The organism is Starkeya sp. ORNL1 (assembly GCF_012971745.1).
Classification (GTDB): Bacteria; Pseudomonadota; Alphaproteobacteria; order Rhizobiales; family Xanthobacteraceae; genus Ancylobacter.
In genome coordinates, this window is the sequence record NZ_CP048834.1 from 5,448,188 (window position 1) to 5,465,440 (window position 17,253).

General features: G+C 66.0%; 11 protein-coding genes and 1 tRNA gene. 6 read left to right on the forward strand and 6 right to left on the reverse strand.

Going from position 1 to position 17,253, the window contains the following annotated elements:
- Positions 1-38 precede the first annotated feature (38 nt).
- Entirely contained in the window at positions 39-1,454 is a 1,416-nt protein-coding gene (locus G3545_RS25680) for a GDSL-type esterase/lipase family protein (RefSeq protein WP_170017001.1), read from the forward strand.
- Between the two features lie 134 nt (positions 1,455-1,588).
- Here the strand turns inward: G3545_RS25680 and G3545_RS25685 are convergent, their stop codons facing one another.
- Together G3545_RS25685 and gltB are read right to left on the reverse strand one after the other, a co-directional pair.
- Complete coding sequence (locus G3545_RS25685) at positions 1,589-3,013, reverse strand: glutamate synthase subunit beta (RefSeq protein WP_170017003.1); 1,425 nt, start codon at positions 3,011-3,013, stop codon at positions 1,589-1,591.
- 257 nt (positions 3,014-3,270) lie between these two features.
- Positions 3,271-8,007: a glutamate synthase large subunit gene (gene gltB / locus G3545_RS25690; RefSeq protein ID WP_170017005.1), complete on the reverse strand. Its 4,737-nt coding sequence runs from the start codon at positions 8,005-8,007 to the stop codon at positions 3,271-3,273.
- Between the two features lie 450 nt (positions 8,008-8,457).
- Between gltB and G3545_RS29800 the strand changes: the two genes are divergently transcribed.
- Positions 8,458-9,432 (forward strand): hypothetical protein, encoded by a 975-nt coding sequence (locus tag G3545_RS29800; RefSeq protein ID WP_246702959.1) that lies wholly within the window; start codon positions 8,458-8,460, stop codon positions 9,430-9,432.
- A gap of 219 nt (positions 9,433-9,651) precedes the next feature.
- Here the strand turns inward: G3545_RS29800 and G3545_RS25700 are convergent, their stop codons facing one another.
- The gene (locus G3545_RS25700; RefSeq protein ID WP_170017009.1) at positions 9,652-10,110 is read right to left on the reverse strand and encodes an Hsp20 family protein; all 459 of its coding nucleotides are present in this window, start codon (positions 10,108-10,110) and stop codon (positions 9,652-9,654) included.
- A gap of 482 nt (positions 10,111-10,592) precedes the next feature.
- On the opposite strand from G3545_RS25700, the gene G3545_RS25705 reads away from it, so the two are divergent.
- Together G3545_RS25705 and G3545_RS25710 are read left to right on the forward strand one after the other, a co-directional pair.
- Complete coding sequence (locus tag G3545_RS25705) at positions 10,593-11,006, forward strand: hypothetical protein (protein ID WP_170017011.1); 414 nt, start codon at positions 10,593-10,595, stop codon at positions 11,004-11,006.
- Positions 11,007-11,122: 116 nt separating this feature from the next.
- Positions 11,123-12,073, forward strand: a complete 951-nt coding sequence (locus G3545_RS25710; protein WP_170017013.1) for an alpha/beta hydrolase — start codon at positions 11,123-11,125, stop codon at positions 12,071-12,073.
- A gap of 130 nt (positions 12,074-12,203) precedes the next feature.
- On the opposite strand, the gene hisN is transcribed toward G3545_RS25710, so the two are convergent.
- Together hisN and G3545_RS25720 are read right to left on the reverse strand one after the other, a co-directional pair.
- Complete coding sequence (gene hisN / locus G3545_RS25715) at positions 12,204-12,989, reverse strand: histidinol-phosphatase (RefSeq protein WP_170017015.1); 786 nt, start codon at positions 12,987-12,989, stop codon at positions 12,204-12,206.
- 1,389 nt (positions 12,990-14,378) lie between these two features.
- Positions 14,379-15,269 carry an N-formylglutamate amidohydrolase gene (locus tag G3545_RS25720; protein ID WP_170017017.1) on the reverse strand — a complete coding sequence of 297 codons (891 nt, stop codon included), beginning with the start codon at positions 15,267-15,269 and terminating at the stop codon, positions 14,379-14,381.
- A gap of 299 nt (positions 15,270-15,568) precedes the next feature.
- On the opposite strand from G3545_RS25720, the gene G3545_RS25725 reads away from it, so the two are divergent.
- Both G3545_RS25725 and G3545_RS25730 read left to right on the forward strand, forming a co-directional pair.
- Positions 15,569-15,928 carry a response regulator gene (locus G3545_RS25725; protein ID WP_170017019.1) on the forward strand — a complete coding sequence of 120 codons (360 nt, stop codon included), beginning with the start codon at positions 15,569-15,571 and terminating at the stop codon, positions 15,926-15,928.
- A gap of 91 nt (positions 15,929-16,019) precedes the next feature.
- Positions 16,020-16,094: transfer RNA gene (locus tag G3545_RS25730), tRNA-Val, on the forward strand.
- A 287-nt stretch (positions 16,095-16,381) separates the two neighbouring features.
- Here G3545_RS25730 and G3545_RS25735 read toward each other — a convergent pair.
- On the reverse strand, positions 16,382-17,251 hold the full coding sequence (locus G3545_RS25735) for an ABC transporter permease (protein ID WP_170017021.1): 870 nt from the start codon (positions 17,249-17,251) through the stop codon (positions 16,382-16,384).
- Positions 17,252-17,253: the final 2 nt, after the last annotated feature.

A 17,253-nucleotide genomic window follows, 5' to 3' on the forward strand; every position in this document is an offset into this window, starting at 1 on the left:
GCTGGTGTATGAACGAACGCACCAGGTGGTAATGGCGGATGCGAGGGATCGGGCGAAACGCGTGGCTTGAGGGTGGGCTGCTTGGCGCTGGCCTGCTGTTCCTCGCCAGTTCGCCAAGCTTCGCTCAATCCGATTGGTTCCGCCCGCCGGCCGAAATCGGCTCCTCGCGCAACGCGCCGCAGCAGCAAACCCGCCCGCAGCGCCAGCAGGCCCCGGGCCGCCAGCAGGTGGCTCCGCCGCCGCAGCAGCGCCAGCCGCAGCAATGGCACCCGCTCTTCCCGCTGTTCGAGCTCTTCCGCGGCAACGACGATCCGCCGCCGCCGCGCTATGCCGTGCCGCGCCGCGGGCAGGATTACCTGCCGTCGGCAGGCGGTGGCGAACCGGTGCGCCCGCGGCGTGTGGCGCCGGTCCAGGCCGAGCAGCCGACCGAGCCGCGCGGGACGGTGTTCGCGTCCATCGAGGCGGCGCGCAAGGACAATTCGGTGAAGATCACCGATGTCGTGCTGGTGATCGGCGACGAATATGCCACTCCGCTGGCACAAGGGCTGGCGGACGCCTTCGCCGCCGAGCGCGGCGGCATCGCGGTGATCGGCAAGGCCGAGAGCGCATCCGGCTTCGGCCCGGCCAGCCAGTTCAACTGGCTCGGAGCCGTGCCGGCACTGGCGAGCTCGCAGGAGGCCACCGCCATCGTGGTGTTCGCCGGCAGCAATGACCTGCGCCCGATCACCGACGAACTGGGCAAGGCAGAACTGTTCGACGAGCGCTGGCGTGAAATCTACGGCAAACGGCTCGATGAACTGCTCACCGTGCTGAAGAATCACGGCCGCCCGGTGGTCGTCGTTGGCCTGCCGCCGGTCGACGACAACAAGGCGAGCGATCGCAACGCCAAGCTTAATGAGTTGCTCAAGGAGCATGTCGAGAAGGCCGGTCTGGTGTTTGCCGATGTGTGGGATGGCTTTGTCGACGAGAACGGCAAGTTCCTTATGTCCGGCCCGGCGGTGGACGGCCAGCGGCGTCGGCTGCGTACTGCGGACGGCACCGGCTTCACCCGCGCGGGCGGGCGCAAGCTCGCTTTCTTCGTCGATCGCTCGCTGGGCAAGCTGCTGAATGGCGGCGCGGTGCCGACGGCCACTGCTGCTGCGGGGGCGTCGCCGGCCACCGGCAGCAGCCTGCCGATGCTCATCCAGCTTACTGGCGCCGGCGCCACCGGCGCAGCGAAGACGCTCGCCGGCGGGGCAAGGCCCGGCGAGCCGGCGCGCATCCCCGACACCGCCGCCTCGCGCGTGCTGGTCAGCGGCGAGCCGCTAGGCCCGGTTAATGGTCGCGCCGACGATTTCCGCTGGACGCCGCCGGGCGCACCGTCCGCGCCGGCTGCTGCGGCGCCTGCAACCGGAGCAGCACCGGCAACGCCGGCTCCGTCTCCCGGAACTGCGGGGACCACGACGACGCCGTAAGGATTCTTCCCTCTCCCGCTTGCGGGGAGGGTGGCGAGCGTGCGCGAGCCGGGAGGGGGAAACAGCCGGACGCTGTCGGAGAGGCACCCACCCCAACCCTCCCCCGTGAGCGGGAGAGGGAGCAGGAGTGTCCTCTACCGCGGCAGGACGGACGCGCCCATCAGGAACATGTCCACCGAGCGCGCGGCCTGGCGGCCTTCGCGGATGGCCCACACCACCAGCGACTGGCCGCGGCGCATGTCGCCGGCGGCGAACAGCTTCGGCACCGAAGTGGCGTAGTCGTCCTCGTTCGCCGAGATATTGCCGCGCCCGTCGAGGCTGACGCCGGCCTCTTCCAGCATGCCCTGGTGCACCGGATGGGAGAAGCCGAGCGCGATGAAGACGAGATCGGCCTTGAGCAGAAAGTCGGTGCCCGGAATCGGCTGGCGCTTATTGTCGACGCGGGCGCAGCGCACCGCGGTGACGCGGCCCTTCTTGCCTTCCAGCCCCAGCGTTGCCGCCGCGAACTCGCGCTCGGCGCCTTCGGCCTGCGAGGAGGAGGTGCGGAACTTGGTCGGCCAATAGGGCCACACCGCCAGCTTGTCCTCCTTCATCGGCGGCACCGGGCGGATGTCGAGCTGGTGCACCGAGAGCGCACCCTGGCGGAAGGCGGTGCCGACGCAGTCGGACGCGGTGTCGCCGCCGCCGATCACCACCACATGCTTGCCGGCGGCGAGGATGGGCTGCTCGCGGCTGACATCCTCATGGCCGATGCGGCGGTTCTGCTGCACCAGATAGGGCATGGCGTACTGCACGCCTTCGAGCTCCTGGCCGGGCAGGCGCGGGTCGCGCGGATGCTCGGCACCGCCGCACATCAGTACCGCCTCGAAGCTCGCCATCAGTTCCTCGACCGACTTCGTCACGCCGACATGCACGCCGTAGTGGAAGGTGACGCCTTCGCCCTCCATCTGGGCGACGCGGCGGTCGATATAGTGCTTTTCCATCTTGAAGTCGGGGATGCCGTAGCGCAGCAGGCCGCCGGCCTTCGGCTCGCGCTCGAAGACATGGACGTCATGCCCGGCGCGGGCGAGCTGCTGGGCGGCGGCAAGGCCGGCCGGGCCGGAGCCGACCACGGCGACCTTCTTGCCGGTCTTGTGCGGGTTCGGCTCGGGCTTGATCCAGCCTGACTTCCACGCCTTGTCGGCGATGGCCTGTTCCACCGTCTTGATGGTGACCGGCACGTCCTCGAGATTCAGCGTGCAGGCTTCCTCGCACGGCGCGGGGCAGATGCGGCCGGTGAATTCCGGGAAGTTATTGGTGGAATGGAGGTTGCGCGCCGCCTCTTCCCAATTGCCGCTATAGACGAGGTCGTTCCAATCCGGGATCTGGTTGTGCACCGGGCAACCGTTCGGCCCGTGGCAGAACGGAATACCGCAATCCATGCACCGCGAGGCTTGGTTGGCGACCTCGGCGTCGGGCAGCGGCAAGGTGAATTCGCGGAAATGGCGAATGCGGTCGGACGCCGGCTGATACTTGGCCTCGCGCCGATCGATCTCCAGAAAACCCGTAACCTTACCCATCGCGCCCTCTTTCGCGGAGCACCGCCACCTTGGAGGCATTCCACCTCCCGGTGCAGATACATCAATCATGCCAATTGGGGAAATGGGCGCGGCACACCGCCGCGCCCAGAAACTCACCTCGATACCGAGGCCGTCATCCCGGAACCGCCGACAGGCGGTATCCGGGATCGCAGGAAATCGGAGAGCGATCCCGGCTCTACGCTACGCTTCGGCCGGGATGACGACCTGAGACGATTTGCCAGCTATGGCGGCCCGGATTACTCCGCCGCCTGCAGGCTGCGCGCCTTTTCCATCTCGCGCAGCGCCCGCTGGTACTCGACCGGCATCACCTTGACGAACTTGCCGCGGTACTCGGCCCAGTTGTCGAGGATGGTCTGCGCCCGTTTCGAACCGGTGTAGTGCAGATGCTGGGCGATGAGCTGGTGGAGCCGCTCCTCGTCGCCATGGCCCATATTGGCCATGATGTCGATGCGGCCCTTGAACTCCAGGTCGCCGCCATGGTGGTGGAGGCGCTCCAGGAGGTCTTCTTCCTCCTCGACCGGTTCCAGATCGACCATGGAGAGGTTGCAGCGGTTCTTGAACGAGTTGTCCTCGTCCAGCACATAGGCGACGCCGCCGGACATGCCGGCCGCGAAGTTGCGCCCGGTCTGGCCGATGACCACGACGATGCCGCCGGTCATGTACTCGCAGCCATGGTCGCCAGTGCCCTCGACCACCGCGATGGCGCCGGAGTTGCGCACCGCGAAGCGCTCGCCGGCGACGCCGTGGAAGTAGCATTCGCCCGAGGTCGCGCCGTATAGCACGGTGTTGCCGACGATGATCGAGTTCTCCGGCACGATGCTGCTGTGATCCGGCGGACGGACCACGATGCGCCCGCCCGACAGGCCCTTGCCGACATAGTCATTGGCTTCGCCGACCAGCGTCGCCGAGATGCCGGTGGCGAGGAAGGCGCCGAACGCCTGGCCGGCGGTGCCGGTCAGGTTCACCTCGATCGTGTCCTCCGGCAGGCCGGCATCGCCATAGCGCTTGGCCACCTCGCCGGAGAGCATGGCGCCGACCGAGCGGTCGATGCTCTTGATCGTGGTCTCGATCACCACCTTCTCGCCGGTCTCGAGCGCCGGCATCGCTTCGGCGATCAGCTTGCGGTCGAGCACATGGGCGATCGGATGGTTCTGCCGCTCCGAATGGAAGATGGCGACGTCCGGGCCGACATTCGGCTTGGCGAAGATGCGGGTGAAGTCGAGGCCGTTCGCCTTCCAGTGGTCGATGGCGGCGCGCTTGTCGAGCCATTCGGACTGGCCGATCAGCTCGTTGAAGGTGCGCGCACCCATCTCCGCCATCAGCTCGCGCACTTCCTCGGCAACAAAGAAGAAGTAGTTGATGACGTGCTCCGGCGCGCCCTTGAAGCGCTTGCGCAGCACCGGGTCCTGCGTCGCGACGCCGACCGGGCAGGTGTTGAGATGGCACTTGCGCATCATGATGCAGCCCGCCGCAATGAGCGGCGCGGTGGAGAACGCGAAGTCGTCGGCGCCCAGCAGCGCGCCGATGATGACGTCGCGCCCGGTGCGCAGGCCGCCATCGACCTGAAGCGCGATGCGACCGCGCAGGCCGTTCAGCGTCAGCGTCTGGTGCGCTTCGGCAAGGCCGATCTCCCAGGGGCTACCGGCATGCTTGATGGCGGTGAGCGGGGAGGCGCCGGTGCCGCCTTCGAAGCCGGAGATGGTGATGTGGTCGGCGCGCGCCTTGGCGACGCCGGCCGCGACCGTGCCGACGCCGACCTCGGAGACCAGCTTCACCGAGATGTCGGCCTCGGGGTTGACGTTCTTCAGGTCGTAGATGAGCTGGGCGAGATCCTCGATCGAATAGATGTCATGGTGCGGCGGCGGCGAGATGAGGCCGACGCCGGGGGTCGAATGGCGCACCTTGGCGATCACCGCATCGACCTTGTGGCCGGGCAATTGGCCACCTTCGCCGGGCTTGGCACCCTGCGCCATCTTGATCTGGATCATGTCGGCATTGACGAGATAGTCCGCCGTCACGCCGAAGCGGCCGGAAGCCACCTGCTTGATCGCCGAACGCATGCTGTCGCCGTTCGGCAGCGGCTTGAAGCGCGAGGCCTCTTCGCCACCTTCGCCGGTGTTCGACTTGCCGCCGATGCGGTTCATGGCGATGGCGAGCGTGGTGTGCGCCTCGCGCGAGATCGAGCCGAACGACATGGCGCCGGTGACGAAGCGCTTGACGATGTCGGCAGCGGGCTCGACCTCCTCGATCGAGATCGAGCTGCGGCCGAGTTCCTCGGCGGTGCGGATGCGGAACAGCGAACGGATGTTCAGGGTCTTGTGGCCCTGATCATTCACCAGCTTGGCGAAGCTGCGGTACTTGTCCTGCGCATTGCCGCGCACCGCGTGCTGCAGCACCGCGACGGTCTCGGGATCCCAGGCATGCTCCTCGCCGCGCAGGCGGAAGGCGTATTCGCCGCCGACATCCAGCGAGGTGCGATAGACCGGCGCGTCGCCGAAGGCGTCGCGGTGGCGCATCGCGGTCTCCTCCGAGATCTCGGCGAGGCCGACGCCGCCAATGGTCGAGGCGGTGCCGAAGAAGTACTTCTTCACCAGATCGGTGTTCAGCCCGACCGCATCGAAGATCTGCGCGCCGCAATAGGACTGGTAGGTCGAGATGCCCATCTTGGACATGACCTTGAGCAGGCCCTTGTCGACCGACTTGATGAAGCGCTTGACGATCTCATACTCGTCGACCTCCTCCGGGATGTCGTCGCGCATGGCGATCAGCGTCTCGAAGGCGAGGTAAGGGTTGATCGCTTCCGCGCCATAGCCGGCGAGGCAGGCAAAATGATGCACCTCGCGCGCCTCGCCCGTCTCCACAACGAGGCCGGCGGCGGTGCGCAGGCCCTTGCGGATGAGGTGATGGTGCACGGCCGCGGTGGCCAGCAGCGCGGGGATCGGGATGCGATCCGGCCCGGTCAGGCGATCCGACAGGATGATGATGTTGTAGCCGCCATGGACCGCGGCCTCGGCGCGCTCGCATAGCCGCTCGACGGCATCGCCCATGCCCGCCGCGCCCTTGTCGGACGGGTAGGTGATGTCGAGCGTGCGGGTGTCGAAGCGCTCCTCCATGAAGCCGATGGAGCGGATCTTCTCGAGGTCGGCATTGGTCAGGATCGGCTGGCGCACCTCGAGCCGCTTGCGGCGGGCATTGCCCTCCAGGTCGAAGATGTTCGGCCGCGGCCCGATGAAGGAGACGAGGCTCATGACGAGCTCCTCGCGGATCGGGTCGATCGGCGGGTTCGTCACCTGGGCGAAGTTCTGCTTGAAATAGGTGAACAGCGACTTCGACCTGCGCGACAGCGGCGAGATCGGCGTGTCGGTGCCCATGGAGCCGACCGCCTCCTGCCCGGTGGTCGCCATCGGCGCCATCAGCAGCTTGAGGTCTTCCTGGCTGTAGCCGAAGGCCTGCTGGCGATCGAGCAGCGACACGTCGGTGCGCACCTCGCGGGCCTCGACGGCGCGCAGGTCTTCCAGCACCAGCTGGGTGCGCTTCAGCCATTCCTTGTACGGATGCGCACGGGCGAGCTCGGTCTTGATCTCCTCGTCGGGGACGAGGCGACCTTCCACCATGTCGACCAGCAGCATCTTGCCCGGCTGGAGCCGCCACTTGGTGACGATCTTCTCTTCCGGGAAGGTAAGCACGCCCATTTCCGAGGCGAGCACGATGGTGTCGTCGGAGGTGACGAGATAGCGCGCCGGACGCAGGCCGTTGCGGTCCAGCGTCGCGACGATCTGGCGGCCGTCGGTGGCGACGATGGCGGCGGGCCCGTCCCACGGCTCCATCATCGAGGCGTGGTACTCGTAGAAGGCGCGGCGCTCCTCATCCATCAGCGGGTTGCCGGCCCAGGCCTCAGGCACCAGCATCATCGCCGCGTGGGCGAGGCCGTAGCCACCCTGCGTCAGGAATTCCAGCGCATTGTCGAAGCACGCGGTGTCGGACTGGCCCTCATAGGAGATCGGCCAGAGCTTGGAGATGTCGTTGCCGAACAACTCGGAATCCACCGACGCCTGGCGCGCCGCCATCCAGTTGACGTTGCCGCGCAGCGTGTTGATCTCGCCATTGTGCGCCACCATCCGGTAGGGATGGGCCAGCGACCACGCCGGGAAGGTGTTGGTCGAGAAACGCTGATGGACCAGCGCCACCGCGCTCTCGAAATCCTCATCGTGGAAGTCGGCATAATAGGTGCCGAGCTGGTCGGCATTGAACATGCCCTTGTAGACGATGGTCCGGCAGGACAGCGACACCGGGTAATAGCCCTTGGTGCGCGGGTCGCCGGCGTCATAGATGATGTTCGAGATCACCTTGCGCAGGATGAACAGGCGGCGCTCGAACGCGTCCTCATCCGGCGTGCCTTCGCCGCGGGCGATGAAGATCTGGGCATGGCCGGGCTCGGTCGGCAGCACGGTGTGGCCGAGATGGGAATTGTCGGTCGGCACGTCGCGCCAGCCGAGGAACACCTGGCCCTCCTCGGCGACCACGCGCTCAAGCGTCTCGCGGATGATGGCCTGGCCTTCCGCATCGCGCGGCATGAAGATGTGGCCGACGGCGTAGTGGCCCGGTTCGGGCAGCGTGAAGCCGAGCTTCGACGCTTCCTTGGCAAAGAACTTGTGCGGGATCTGCACCAGCATGCCGGCGCCGTCGCCGGCGCGCGGGTCGGCGCCCACCGCGCCGCGATGCTCCAGGTTCAGGAGGATCTGCAGGCCGTCCTGGATGATCTTGTGCGACTTGCGGCCCTTGATGTCGGCAATGAAGCCGACGCCGCAGGAATCCTTCTCGTTGCGCGGATCATAAAGGCCGAATGCGGCCGGCAGGCCGGGGTCGATGACGGTGAGGGGAGCGTCTTTGGCGGCGGCACGGCCCGTCGTGGCCGGACGAACCGCACCCTCTCCGACGTTGCGCGCGACGTTGCCGCCGAATTCCTCGCTCATCATCATCTCCATAAGTCGCCCTGGATCCCAAGGCTGCTATCGTCTGTCCGGCAGAGGCGTTACCGCAACCCGGCAAGGCACCTCCGGCGAGGCTTATGCCGCCGCCGGTATCATCCGGCTGGTCGGATTGCCTGCTATAGGACAGCAAGACTGCCCTATTAATCGCGAAGATGCCAGAATTGCCGCTCGCGCACAAGCGCCGATGCGCCTGTGCGGCGCAGCGAAATTCGCTCTTGTTGCGGCAAGGGTCCTCTCTTTGAAACGAACGGTATGCTGTGCGGCAGTGCAGCGCAACGCCGTTGCGCCGAATCCCCCGGCATGGGTATCGGCTGCCGCCGCGTCTCAGCGGCGCCGCATTCCCGGCTATAGTTAAGATGGGCAACGCTCTCCCCATTGGAAGACAGCGCAATCATGTCGACATCGTCACTTTCCGTTCGCCGCCGGGCCGCGATGCGGCCGCGATTCCTGACGTTGTCCGGCCTCGCCGTGCCGGCTTTCGGACTGTTGCTCGGCGGCCTCGTCGCTGGCGCGCCGACGCCGGCCGCGGCGCAATTCTTTTCGCCCTATTATGATGACGCGCCGGGCTATGATTACGGCCCGCCGCGCGGCTATCGCCGCTACCGGGCGCCGGCGCCGGAGTTTTCGGCGAACGATGTGCGGCCGATGCTGCGCTCCATGGGCTTTGTCTCGATCAATCCCGCGCGGGTCGCCGGCAATGCCTATGTCACCGAGGCGACAGACGGCGACGGCGTCCGGCTGCGGGTGCGGATCGACCGCTATTCCGGCGAGGTTCTCTCGATGCGCCCGATCGGCAATGATCGCGCCGAGCGGACGCCTTTGCCGCCGGCTCCATTGCGCAATCCGCCAAAGAAGCCACCGGCCCCGAAGACCGCCGCCTTGCCGCCGGCCGCGCCGCTGCCGCCGCTGTCTCCCGGCGACAATGAAGGCGCTGCCTCGCCCGGCATCAACGCGCCGCCTGGCGCGACCGCCCCCGGCGGCGCGCCATCGACCTCCACCGAGGTGAAGCCGGAGACCACGCCAGCGGAGGTCAAGCCGGCGGAAGCCAAACCTTCCGAAGCCAAGCCTTCCGAAGCCAAGCCGGCTGAGGCAAAGCCTGCGGCCCCGCCGGCCAAGGAGACCGCTGCCAAGCCGGAGACGCCCAAGTCCGAGGCGTCGAAGTCCGAGGCGTCGAAGTCCGAGGCGTCGAAGTCCGAGGCGTCGAAGTCGGAGACGCCGGTGCGGGTGATTCCCGGCGTGGCGGTCCCGACACCGGAGGCCCCCCCAGTGGTGGCCGATGCGAAGAAGGGCACCGGTGCGGGCACCGCAACGCCGGCGGGTTCGGTCTCGGCGGGCACGGCTTCCGTGCTCTCGCGCGATGCGACCAAGAAGCCGGCCGAGGCGAAGCCCAAGACCTCGTCGAATTGAGTCTCGCCGCTTTGTTGTCGTCATCCCGGAACGGCCGCCGGGCCGTATCCGGGATCGCGCGACGTTCTCTACCTTCTTGCGATCCCGGCTCTGCGCTTCGCTTCGGCCGGGATGACGGCCGCAAGAGGCGACGGAATCTCCAAAATAAAAGCGCCCCGGCCTGAGACCGGGGCGCCATGACGGTTGTTCGGGCTCGATCAGCCCACGATCACGCGGTGGTCACGCGGCCTTGGCCTCGATGACCTTCGCCGTCCCGCCATTGATCGGAATGGTGCGGGGCTTCAGCGTCTCGGGGATCTCGCGGACGAGATCGACATGGAGCAGCCCGTTCTCCAGGCTGGCGCCGCGTACCTCGACATGGTCGGCAAGCTGGAAGCGCCGCTCGAAGGCTCGCGCGGCAATGCCCTGATAGAGCACGTCGGACGACTTGGCGCTATCCTGCGCCTGCTTCTCGCCGCGAATGGAGAGCGTGTTCTCCTTCACCTCGATACCAAGCTCCGGCTCGGTGAAGCCGGCGACGGCAACGGTGATGCGGTAGGCGTTCTCGCCGGTCCGCTCGATGTTGTAGGGCGGATAGGTGTTGGCGACATCGACGCCGCCGACCTGGTCGAGCAGCGAGAACAGTCGGTCGAAACCGACCGTGGAACGATAGAGCGGGGAAAGATCAAAACTGCGCATGGCATATCCTCCTGTGAAGCGACATGCGATGAGCCCTCTCGCCTGAGCAGGGCCCGGTTACGCACCGCCGATTGGCCGGTGCAATCTCGAAATGGGTTGTGGAAAACGCCTTCGCAAGAGGCATCGCGCACAGCCGCGCACGCAGCTTCTCATCGGCTGAATTAGGTCAATTGTGCTGACCTTGTGATGAAAGCAAGGCGGGAGCGCACATCCGCGCCACAACCTTGCCCGGCCAATGAATGGCGGGTGAAGGGGGGCTTCGGACGCTGTTCAGGGCACGGATTGTATACACCGCCCCAACAATGCGGAGCCTCGGTTTCCGCAGCTCCGCGGGCGATATCCCGCCTCACTCTAGATGAACGGTCGATGAACGGCCGCTTCGGTTCATGTTCAGCGCATCGTCCCTAACTGGAAGGCTGGCCCTTGTTTTCGCAGGACGATTCTGCGCCGGCGAGGGGTCGGGCGTGGGAGGTATCCGGACGGTGGCGGCACGCGTATCGGCCGCGTTGGCGTTGACCGTGCTGCTCTTGAGCGGGGCGCTCGGCGCCGCGCCGACATTGGCCCAGGGCATCGGCATCACAGTCGGCGGCCCCTGGGGCGGCATGACTGTTGCGCCGACACCCGGCAAGCCTGCTCTCGGACCGTATGCACCCTATGAAACCCAGGCCCCGCCCAGCGGCGGCGCCGCTGCCGCGCAGAGCATGGATGCCAATGGCGCCGTCAACATGCTGCGCAACCGCGGCTTCTCGCAGATCACCGTGGTGAAGCAGCGCGGCACCACCATCATCCTCGAAGCCAATGGCCCGCGGGGCGAGCGCGTGCAGCTCGTCGTCGACGCCGCTTCGGGCGCCATCAGCGGCATGAAGGTCATCGGCTATGGCGACAAGCGTTACTGAGCGGCTGCCCCGACCGGGGACGATGGTGCTATCGCGCTTGTGAGCCATTGCGGCTCCGTGTATCGCTCGATTTCCCCGCCTGTTCCCCCACTTGCTCCCGTGACCATTGTCCCTTGATGAAGCTCTACCCCACGACGGCAAATCCTGTTCCCGATGGGGCGGTGTGCGGCAGTGTCACGACGGCGGACGGCGTCGCGCTGCGCTATGCGCGCTGGCAGCCGCTGGCGCCGCGGCTCGGCACGGTATGCGTGTTCCCCGGGCGCACCGAAAAGATCGAAAAATATTTCGAGACGGTGACGGACCTGCGCCGCCGCGGCTTCGGCGTAGCGGTGCTGGACTGGCGAGGGCAGGGCGGTTCGCAGCGCCTGCTGCGTGACCCGATGAAGGGCCATGTGCCGGATTTCGCCGACCACCAGCTCGACCTGCAGGCTTTCGTGCGCGACGTGATGATGCCGGATTGCCCGCCGCCCTATTTCGCGCTCGCCCATTCCATGGGCGCGGCGGTACTGCTCGACACCGCGCGGCTCGGCCGGCGCTGGTTCGAGCGCATGGTATTGGTGGCGCCGATGCTGGAGATCGCGCTGCTGACCCATGAGAAAGCGGCGCGGCGCACCTCGCGGCTGCTCTGTGCGCTCGGCCTCGGCGGCTTCTATGTGCCGGCGGGGGCCTCGCAGCACGCCACCAACAAGCCGTTCGAGGGCAACAAGCTCTCTTCCGACCGGGTGCGCTACGAGCGCAACCTCGCTATCTCGCGCGAGCATCCCGAGCTCGATGTCGGTGCGCCGACCATCGGCTGGGTGAAGGCGGCGTTCGACCTGATGGACCGGCTCGCCGATCCGGCGACGGCGAGGGCCATCCGGCAGCCGCTGCTGATGATCGCGGCGGGCGCCGACCAGGTGGTCTCCACCAGCGCCATCGAGCATCTCGGCACCCGGCTGATCGCCGGCGCGCACCTGGTGGTGCCGGGGGCGCGGCACGAATTGCTCCAGGAGCGGGATGTCTATCGCGAGCAGCTCTTCGCCGCGTTCGACGCCTTCATCCCGGGCAGTGCGGACTTCAGAGGCTAGAGCACTATCTTATCGCTCGGATGGAGTCATCCGAGCGATAAGATAGTGCTCTAGATTCAATGAGTTGGAGCATGTTCTGATCGCAAAAGTCTTCCAACTTTTGCGGAACATGCTCTAACGGGCGCCTCTTCTAGCCCTTCGCCAGCATCTCCAGCGCGGCATCGTGCACCCGGCGGTCGCCGGAAACGACGACACGCCCGCCGCCCACGGCCGGATCACCCGACCAATCGGTGACGATGCCGCCCGCGCCTTCGATGATCGGGATCAGCGGCACGATGTCGTGGTCCTGCAGATTGGTCTCGATGACGAGGTCGACATGGCCGGCGGCGACCATGCAATAGGCGTAGCAGTCGCCGCCATAGCGGGACATGCGCACATGCTCCTCGACCACTTCGAAGCGGGCGCGGTCCGCCTCGTTCATCAAGCGCGGGCTGGTCGTCACCATCAGCGCATCGCCGAGGCTGCCGCAGGCGCGCACCCCGAGCTTGCGCTCGCCTGCGGGTCCGCGATAGCGGGCGCCGTCGCCATCGCCGTAGAAGCGTTCGCGGATGAAGGGCTGGTGCATCATGCCGTAGACCGGCCGGCCATTGCGGACGAGGCCGATCAGCGTGCCCCAGGCCGGCATGCCGGCGATGAAGGACTTGGTGCCGTCGATCGGATCGAGCATCCAGACGAACTCGGCGTCGGGGCGCTCATTGTCGTATTCCTCGCCGATGACGCCATGACCCGGGAAATTGCGCCGGATCAGCGCGCGCATCGCCTGTTCGGCGGCGCGGTCGGCAGCGGTGACGGGATCGAAGGCGGCGCCGCGGCTCTTGTCCTCGACGCCGAGCGCGGTGCGGAAGAAGGGCAGGATCGCCTGGCCGGAGACATCGGCAAGCTCATGGACGAAGGCTTCGAAGTCCACGGCGCCCATGTCGTTCCCCCGGTTCGCGCCCCAGTTCGCGCGTTGGCCGATTTCCTTATCCGCCGCTGCGGGCGACGGCAACGTCCTCTTCGCGCGCGAAGGCCAAGATCGTGAACGAAGGCGAAGCGACGGCGCAGAGCCCGGCGTCTGGCGCATGGCTGCCATCTCGCCCTGCCGCGCAATTGGGCATGCCTAAGACTTGCTATCGGGAAGCCGTGCTGCCATATTCTTGCAGCGCGAGGACGCGATTGGCGTCGCGTTCCCGCCGCCCTCCTTGGGCGTTTCCTCCCTAGACTTGGGCCGCTCCGCTTGCGTGAGCGGCCCCTTTCTTTTCTGCCAAGTGCTTGGATTCCGGCAATAAATGCTTGAGTTCCGATGGCTGGGAAAGATCGCGTGAGGCTCGGCCACCTCCTGTTGCGACGGATGTCCTGCCGGGTTAGGAAAGCCTAGGTGCGTCCCTCAGGGAAGGGAAGGCGTCTCGCGCGTCTGGCGCGCGTTTTAGCGCATTCGCGCTTCAGCGGTTGACTGCTACTTTCATTTCTTTCGCTTTTTTCCTTGTATTTTGTACGCCACAATGGCATATTGCTGCAATGCGGTGCGCGATTGGCGTCGTGCCCGCTGCCCTCCTTGGGCGTTTCCTCCCTAGACTTGGGCCGCTCCGTTCGCGTGAGCGGCCCCTTTCTTTTTTGGGCGGTCCCTGGCGCGGGGTGCTGCCGGTGCTGTCCCCTTCAGCGTGGGTGGCAGGGCACCTTCTGGCTGCGATTGCCAATTTGTCGCACGATCAGCCGAATTTTCGGAGCTTCCGCAGTGTCGTCCCCGGTTATCCCCGGCGAGACACGGGTCATTCTTGATATTGCAAAGAAATACGCCGAGCCGCAGGTCTTGATCCCGGGGCTCGGCGGTAAAAGCGGAAGCATGCTCGCGGCAATAAAGTCACACCTTTCCGGCTATCGCTGGGGTGGTGCGCCTGGAATGCGCGATATGCCTTGATTATTCCGCAATGCACACGCATCTTGCAGATCGTACGGTAGCGATTGGCGTCGCTCCGTACTGCCCTCCTTGGGCGTTTCCTCCCTAGACTTGGGCCGCTCCGTTCGCGTGAGCGGCCCCTTTCTTTTCAGCGCTACGTCTCGCGGGTCGGCTCTTTGTTGCGGCCGAACTCTCACTGCGACGTCACCGAGCGCCTCAAGGCGGGCTCCGCACGCTTGAGCCGACGTTTCCCTGCCGCTGAAAACTCCGCGGTCTGGCCCCAATATTTTGAGGGGGAAGCGTTCGGCTGAACCGAGCGTGCAGAATTCGTATATCTCTCATGTCCAAATTGCAAGGCTCTTGTGCGGCATTTCGCATCGCCCGATCAAAATTTCGTAGGATCCGGCTTAAGTGTTTGCAATGAAATGATTATTCGGCTGCGGTGCGCAGCGGCGCGAGGTGCAGCTGGTCGATTTTCATCAGGGCCTCGGCAACTTCGAGGAGGTTGCGGCGTACCTCGTCGAAGCGCGGGGAGGGCTGATAGCTGCGCTCATCCATATAAAGCGCACGGTTGATCTCGATCTGCACGGCATGCATGCCGGAGGCGGGGTTGCCGTAATGCTCGGTGATGAATCCGCCAGCATAAGGCTTGTTGCGCACCACCGCGAAGCCGCGCCGGCGCAGCTCCAGTTCCAGCACGTCGGTAATGACGCCGGCGCAACTGGTGCCGTAGCGGTCGCCGAGCACGATATCGGTACGCGCCCGCTCGTCGCGGTGGCCGGTGTTCGAGGGCATGGAGTGGCAATCGATCAGCACGGCGAGGCCGAAGCCGCGCTGCATCTGCACCATCATCCGTCGCAGGGCGCGGTGATAGGGCTTGTAGAAATTCTCGATGCGGGTGATCGCCTCGTCCACCGGGATGCGGCGGCCATAGATCTCCTGCGCCTCGCCGACGATGCGGGCCACGGTGCCGAGGCCGCCGGAGACCCGCATCGAGCGGGTATTGGCGTAGGCCGGCAGGCGGCCTTCGAACATGCGCGGGTCGAGCTCATAGGGCTCGCGATTCACATCGACATAGCAGCGCGGGAAATGCGCACGCATGAACGGCATGCCCACTTCGGTCACAGCGCTGAACAGCGTGTCGACGAAGGTGTCCTCGGAGCGGCGCAGGCTCTGCAGGTCGAGGCGCGCCTGCTCGACGAAGGCCTTGGGATAGATGATGCCGCTGTGCGGGGAGTTGAACAGGAAGGGTGCCGCGATCGTCGACGGCTCAGCCACCTCGAAGGGCGGGTCGATCATCTCCGCGACGACAGCCATCATAGAGCCGGCCGATCACCTGATGCCCGGGTTGCGCAAGACGAGCGAACTGCGGGACACGAGGTCCGGTGCGGTTCGCCGCGTATCCCTCTTGTCTAGCACGCCCTCGCCGGGCGCGGAATGCCGATGCGCTGCCGGCTTTGCGCTTGTGATCGCAAGAAAATGGCCACGAAATGGCGACCAAGAAGCAACCACCAGCACAGGCGCGATGTGCTAATCACGCCGAGGGCATCGCGCGTCGATTCGCGCGCAAGCACATGTGCGGGCGTGCGAACCGCGAAGGGACGAGAGGTGGTTGGGGGATGACGAAAATCCTGCTCGCCGAAGACGACAATGACATGCGCCGTTTCCTGGTGAAGGCGCTGGAGAATGCAGGCTACGACGTCGTCTCGTTCGACAATGGCAAGTCGGCCTATGACCGGCTGCGCGAGGAGCCGTTCGAGCTGTTGCTGACCGACATCGTGATGCCGGAGATGGACGGCATCGAGCTCGCCCGGCGGGCGACCGAGCTCGATCCCGACATCAAGGTGATGTTCATCACCGGCTTCGCCGCGGTGGCGCTGAACGCCGACAGCCAGGCGCCGAAGGATGCCAAGGTGCTCTCCAAGCCGTTCCATCTGCGCGATCTCGTCAACGAGGTCGGCAAGATGCTGGCGGCGTGAGCTAAACGGGTGTGAATGAGGCGTTCGGAGCGCCTTGCGCGCGGGCGAGCGACTCGTTATAGGGGAGCCCCGCTCGACGAGAAGACGGAATGGGCGCGTAGCTCAGCGGGAGAGCACTACGTTGACATCGTAGGGGTCACAGGTTCAATCCCTGTCGCGCCCACCATTCCTAAGCCATTGAAATCAAAACAATTCCTCGTCGAGCGCATTCTGCGTTGGGATGCTCGGACGTTTTGACCGGACGCATACCGGAAGCAGTCGGTGGCCTCTTAGCCTCTCAGGCCGTCCAAGCGGGTTTGGAGCCCGGCGCGGAGGTGCTCAGCGCGCGGTAAGGAGCTCACGAAGAAAATACGTCGAGCACGTCGCGCCTTGCGATCCGAGAATACCGCTATGGGTGCTGTTGACGTCAGTCCCGCTCCCTTTGAAATCGAAACTCGCCGCGCGCCTGCTCGCCTATGGCGATGCCGAGACGCCGCGGGCGAGCCGCCGCCGCAGCACTTCGCCGGCCACGCCGATCGACACGACGACAACGACGATAACCAGCCCTGGCAGCGTCGCAATCCACCACGCATTGGCGAGATAATTGCGGCCCGACGAAATGATGCGGCCCCAGGACGGCACGTCGATCGGTGTCCCCAGGCCGAGAAAGCCGAGCGAAGCCTCGGCCAGGATGATGAGGCTGAGTTCAGCCGACATCAGAATAAGCAGGGGGATCCACAGATTGGGCAGGATGCAGTCGCGCACGATCCGCCATGTGCTCTCGCCCGAAATGATGGCGGCTTCGACGTAACTCTTGGCCAGCGTGCGCGCTGTGATCGCGCGGGCAACGCGCGCCACTACGGCCCAGCGGGTGATGGCGAGAATGAGGATCACCGACAGCAGGCTCGGCTGGATAAAGGCCGCGAGGAATACCGCGATCAGGATCGAGGGAAAGGCGAGCTGGATGTCGACGATGCGCATCAGGAACTGCTCGGTGCGCCGGCCGGCCCATCCCGCCCAGACGCCAACCACGACGCCGAAGACGGTGGCAAGCGCGGCCGAGGTGAAGCCCACGACGAGCGAGACGCGCGCGCCATAGATCACCTGCTTTGCCACGTCGCGGCCGACCGCGTCGGTGCCGAACCAGGCAATGCTGCCATTGGCGAACGCCGTGAAGGGTGGCTTCAGCCGGGCGGCCGTATCGGTTGCCGCCGGGTTGAAGTCGATCAGATACGGGCCCGCGAGTCCGACCAGGAAGAAGAGGGCGACAAAGCCCAGCGCCAGCCATTCGGTCGGCGCCAGACGGAGCATTGCCTTGGGAGAGGGGAGGGTTGTCGCCGTCAAGG

Bases quoted from the DNA above. Each gene is read 5' to 3' on its own strand.
- G3545_RS25685 (WP_170017003.1), bottom strand. From the start codon at position 3,013: ATGGGTAAGGTTACGGGTTTTCTGGAGATCGATCGGCGCGAGGCCAAG.
- G3545_RS25720 (WP_170017017.1), bottom strand. From the start codon at position 15,269: ATGATGGCTGTCGTCGCGGAGATGATCGACCCGCCCTTCGAGGTGGCT.
- hisN (WP_170017015.1), bottom strand. From the start codon at position 12,989: ATGGGCGCCGTGGACTTCGAAGCCTTCGTCCATGAGCTTGCCGATGTC.
- gltB (WP_170017005.1), bottom strand. From the start codon at position 8,007: ATGAGCGAGGAATTCGGCGGCAACGTCGCGCGCAACGTCGGAGAGGGT.
- G3545_RS25710 (WP_170017013.1), top strand. From the start codon at position 11,123: ATGAAGCTCTACCCCACGACGGCAAATCCTGTTCCCGATGGGGCGGTG.
- G3545_RS25700 (WP_170017009.1), bottom strand. From the start codon at position 10,110: ATGCGCAGTTTTGATCTTTCCCCGCTCTATCGTTCCACGGTCGGTTTC.
- G3545_RS25680 (WP_170017001.1), top strand. From the start codon at position 39: ATGCGAGGGATCGGGCGAAACGCGTGGCTTGAGGGTGGGCTGCTTGGC.
- G3545_RS29800 (WP_246702959.1), top strand. From the start codon at position 8,458: ATGCGGCCGCGATTCCTGACGTTGTCCGGCCTCGCCGTGCCGGCTTTC.
- G3545_RS25725 (WP_170017019.1), top strand. From the start codon at position 15,569: ATGACGAAAATCCTGCTCGCCGAAGACGACAATGACATGCGCCGTTTC.